General features: G+C 72.7%; 2 protein-coding genes and 2 pseudogenes. 1 reads left to right on the top strand and 3 read right to left on the bottom strand.

Features of this window, described 5'->3' with window-relative positions; all coding sequences use genetic code 11:
- Window positions 1–600: pseudogene (locus G6039_RS30375) on the top strand (hypothetical protein); the annotation flags it as partial.
- Window positions 601–609: 9 nt separating this feature from the next.
- Here the strand turns inward: G6039_RS30375 and G6039_RS29695 are convergent.
- The 3 genes and pseudogenes from G6039_RS29695 to G6039_RS29685 all read right to left on the bottom strand — a co-directional run.
- On the bottom strand, window positions 610–2,457 hold the full coding sequence (locus tag G6039_RS29695; protein WP_043802672.1) for a DUF2339 domain-containing protein: 1,848 nt from the start codon (window positions 2,455–2,457) through the stop codon (window positions 610–612).
- A 106-nt stretch (window positions 2,458–2,563) separates the two neighbouring features.
- Window positions 2,564–3,850 carry a VWA domain-containing protein gene (locus G6039_RS29690; protein ID WP_029546133.1) on the bottom strand — a complete coding sequence of 429 codons (1,287 nt, stop codon included), beginning with the start codon at window positions 3,848–3,850 and terminating at the stop codon, window positions 2,564–2,566.
- A gap of 116 nt (window positions 3,851–3,966) precedes the next feature.
- Window positions 3,967–4,374, bottom strand: a pseudogene (locus G6039_RS29685) (hypothetical protein); the annotation flags it as partial.

Raw genomic sequence — 4,374 nt, 5'->3', positions numbered from 1 at the left:
GACGACCCGCTCTACGCCGCCAGGAGGACCCTGCACACCGGCGCCGACCTACTCACCGACAAGCAGCAGGACCGACTCACCGCCCTGTTCGCCGCCGAAGAGCATGTCGAAGTCGAGGCGACTTGGGTGCAGTGGCGGGAAGGGCACGGCGACCGGCCGGTCGGCGTCGGCCGGATGGCGATCCCCGAGCTCCACGCAGAAGGAGAGACCGGGGTGTCCTCCCCGCCCGCCACACCACCGCTGCCCCGCCGGCAGCGCGGCGACGTGCCGCCCCCGGTGACCCAGACGTACGTGCGGCCGCAGGTTCAGCCGCAGCCGCGCTCGTCCGGCGCGCCCACCCGGGACCCGCAGGCAATCGAGAACTGGCTCTCGCAGCTGCGACGGGCCAACCCGCGGACGGCGGATCAGCCGGTCGCGGGCGAGCGGCCGTCGACGACACCTCCGGCGGAGGACAGCGCCCCCGCCGGCAGGGCCGACGACGCCCCGGCGAACCGGTCGGAGACCGACGCGCAGGATTCGCAGCGCGGCCGGCACGGCGGTGCCGAGAACAGCCAGTCGATCAGCGTGAGTGAACTCATCGCGCGGCAGCGCCGCCGCTGACCGAGCGGGTCAGTCCTCGCCGGGTCCCGGCTCCGCCGAGCCAGATCCGGTCTCCCGGCCGGAGCCGGTCTCCGGGGCGGCGGAGCGTCCGGCGAACGCCTTGGCGTACCGGGTACCGGCGGCGAGCAGCAGCAGGCCCACCACGATGAAGGCGACGACCCGCCACACCCCCTCGAGGGCAGCGAGGTCGAACAGGAAGAGCTTCGCCAGCGCGGCGCCGGTCAGCGACAGCCCCGCGGCCAGCGCGGCGTGCGCGTACTCGGTGCGGGCGAGGCCGAGCGCCAGCATCGCGGTCGCCGCGATCATCCAGCAGATGGTCGCCGCGGTGTGCCCGGCGACGAATCCGGCGTCCGCACCGCCCAGGAGGACGCCCGCGGTCACCAATGCCGTGGTCACCGCATACAGCACCACGAGTGCCGCACCGCTCCACATCCACGGGACGCCGCGTTCGCGGACGAGCCGCAGTCGCGTCGCCGTCCACGCGAGCAGCAGCGTCACCGCGGCGAGCAGGACGGCCGTGACGAGCGTGGCCGCGTCGAGGCGGTCCACGGCCAGCTCCCGGTCGGTGAGGTTCTCGAGTTCGGCGCCGTCGTAGAACATCGCTCCTCCGAGCACCCAGAAGCCGAGGCCGGCGACGTACAGCAGGCGCGACCGCATCGACGCGGCCGCACCGGCATACCCGGCGGCGACCGCGAGCAGCACCGTGGCAGCCGCGTCGGGGCTCGCGCCCGCGAGGCACGCGTGCAGCAGCGCCAACGCCGCCACCGCGACGGACGCCACCCGCAGCGGACGCGACCGGGGCCCGACGAGGGCGAACAGCACGAGGTACCCGGCGGCGGCCGTGCCCTCGAGCGCGACGGCGGGCCACCGGTCCAGCCGCAACCCGACGGCGAGCAGCGGCAGCGCCGCCACCGCCAGGCACACCGCGGCGACGACGTCGCCCGGCTCCCGGCGCAGCAGCAGCACCGCGGTGCCGGCGACGAATGCGGCGACCGCCACCGAGAAGCCGACCAGCCAGGCGAGCTCGCCCCGCTCGGCAAGCTCGGCCCCGGCGATCGACACCAGCAGGACCGCGGCGATCGGCACGACCCGCGCGAGATGCAGCAGCGCCCAATTGCGGTGCCACTGGGCCGGAAAGCTCGCGACGAGCAGCACCAGCAGGAAGCCGAGCAGCAGCAACGGATCACCGTCCGACAGGGTGGGCGCGAGCAGCGCGGCCCCGAGCACGAGCAGCACGGCCAGAATCCGGTCCGACCAGCGCACCGCGAGCGCGACCCCGGCGCCGGCGACGACGAGCGCGGCGGCCAGACCGACGACCGCCGGCACCCACCGGTAGTAGGCGGTCGCGGCGAAGACCACCAGGTAGCCGCCCGCGAAACCGGTCGCGGCCAGGGCGGCACCGCCGACGCGTCCGCCGTCGCGGCGGTGCACCCGGATCCCGGCGGCCACCAGCGCGGCCGACAGCACCGCACCGGAGACGACGCGGGGCACGGGACCGAAGACACCGGCCTGCGCGGCGAGCACGAGCAGCATCACCACGCCGATGAGGGTGACCGCCACCCCGGCGACGGCGAGCAAGCGGCTGATCACGCCGTCGCGCTGCCACCACGGTTCCCGCGCAGGCGCCGGCGGCCGCGGCGGGGCGACGGACGGGACCGGCGGCGGTGGTGGCGCCGGGGCCCGCGACATGGGTGGCACGGGCGCCGGGGCCGGCGCGACGACGAGGCGGTCGAGCTGGGCCCGCAGATGTGCGACGTGCGCGCCGACGGCGTACAGGTGCTGTTCGAGCGCGTAGCACTCGCCGGACAGCTGGGCGACGAGCCGCGGATCGAGGCCGGGCGGGGTCGGCGTACTCATCCCTACATGGTCCGCGGAGCGGCGCCCGCGGGCATGAGTATCACTACCGGACATGCGGGCTTGTGCACCGCCCTCATCGTAGTGTTGGTGCGGACCCCGTCGCAGTTCAGCCCACGATGCGCGCGGCGCGCGCCGCGCGCAGCCAGTCGGGAAACTCACCCAGCAGGCGCCGATAGAGTTCGGCATCGCTGACCTGGGAGATGTCGTCGACGCTGAAGAACCCGGCGTTGTCGACCACCCGCCCTCTCATGGTGTCGAGTTTTTCGAGCACGCCGTAGTTCGCCTTGCCGAGGCCGACGAACTGCCAGAAGGCGGGCAGACCGGATGCCTTCTTCATCAACGCGGTGATCGGGCCCTTCTTGTGGAAGCCGCCGTCGGTGAAGAACAGCACCAGCGTCGGCATCGACGCCCCCGCGGTGAGGGTGGAGATGATCTCCCCCATCACCGGCAGCTCGTCGTTGTAGCCACCGATCTGTTCGTAGTCGATGCCCCCGTGCACCCCACCGAGATGCAGATACGTCGCGCACCAGGACTCGACATCGTGGACGGCGATGTCCGGTAGCCGGGCGAACGAGACCGCATACAGGTACGGCTCGAGGGTGCCGTCGTCGTCGACCTGCACCGCGATCGGCACCATCCTCTCGACGACCTGATGGATGCGTGCGCTGGTGTACTCGCGGTGCATGCTGCCGGTCTTGTCGATCACCAGGACGACCCGGGCCCGCACCCCGGCCGCGCCCTTGTCCAGCAGCACCTTGGCGACTTCCCGCTTGCGCAGGTCCAGCCTCTGCCGCTTCTCCAACGAGAGTTTCGCTTCGCCGGCGACGGTGCGGACACCAGCGCTGTCCACGACCGCAGGCGGCGGGGCCACCGCGGCAGGTTCGGCACTGGCGGGTTGATCGTCGACCTGCACCCCATGGTGGACCACCAGCGCCGACAGGCCCGTGTCCCACCCGGCGGAGACGTTGCGAAGCTTCCACGCGCCGTTGCGGCGATAGATCTCGAGCAGGACCGCCGCCCGCTCGGTGCTCAACCCCAACGCGGGCGCTGTTGTCTCGCCCGCCGGGTGGGCAATCTGCACGCCCAGACCGGGGACGGCGGACAAGCTGCCCGGCACACTGTCGTCGAGGGCGACCGCGACCGACAGCCGCTCGATCCCCGCGGGTATCGCGGCCAGATCGACACCGATCCGGTCGGCCGCGACCAACCGGACCGCGCCCTCCGGGGAGGCCGGCTGGTTGAAGAACACGAAATCGGCGTCGCTACGGACACGCTGGTCGGCGCCGAGTTGGAACACCATCAGATCGACCGTGCCCTGCCGGGCACCTGCCACCGCGACCGTCACCGGCCCCGAGGGGATGGTGGTGTTCTCGCCACGCGCAAGCTCTGCCATAAGCGTTCCGGCCCGGGCGGGCCGCTTCCTTTCGTCGCACCAACACGCATTGGGACCGACACTGGTGCGCCTCCACCGGCCGACAGGCCCGACGCTCCTCGAGGACCGCCGGCCGGCTAGCCCAGCAGCTTGCGCAGCGTCGTGCCCAGCGGGTGCTTGACGTTGACGGAACCGAGGCGGACGGTGCCGCCGACGATCAGATGCAGCGGGCCGAACGGGGGCCCGTTGCGCACCTTCGACTCGGCGCTCGCGGCGACGGTGTCGAGGCCGTTGATGTCGGCCGTGGCTTCGGCGGGAACGATCAGGGTGATGGAGCTGAGGTAGTCCTCGACCTGGATCCGCACCACCTGGGTGCGCATGACGGCCTCGGTGAAGTCGAGGGTCACCGAGGACATCAGGGTGTCGAGCCGCAGCACCGGTGGCACTTCCCACCGCCCCTTGCGGCTGAGGTTGGACAACCGGCCGCGGATGGTGGGTGTCTGCAGATGCGAGGGCGGGGCGGGGGGCACCGGCCCGGCCATCGG

The organism is Rhodococcus aetherivorans (genome assembly GCF_011058165.1).
Lineage (GTDB): Bacteria > Actinomycetota > Actinomycetes > Mycobacteriales > Mycobacteriaceae > Rhodococcus > Rhodococcus aetherivorans.
This window is presented reverse-complemented; position numbering and strand designations above follow the sequence as displayed.

Excerpts from the sequence above, each read along its gene's own strand:
- G6039_RS29695 (WP_043802672.1), bottom strand. The coding sequence starts at position 2,457 with ATGAGTACGCCGACCCCGCCCGGCCTCGATCCGCGGCTCGTCGCCCAG.
- G6039_RS29690 (WP_029546133.1), bottom strand. The coding sequence starts at position 3,850 with ATGGCAGAGCTTGCGCGTGGCGAGAACACCACCATCCCCTCGGGGCCG.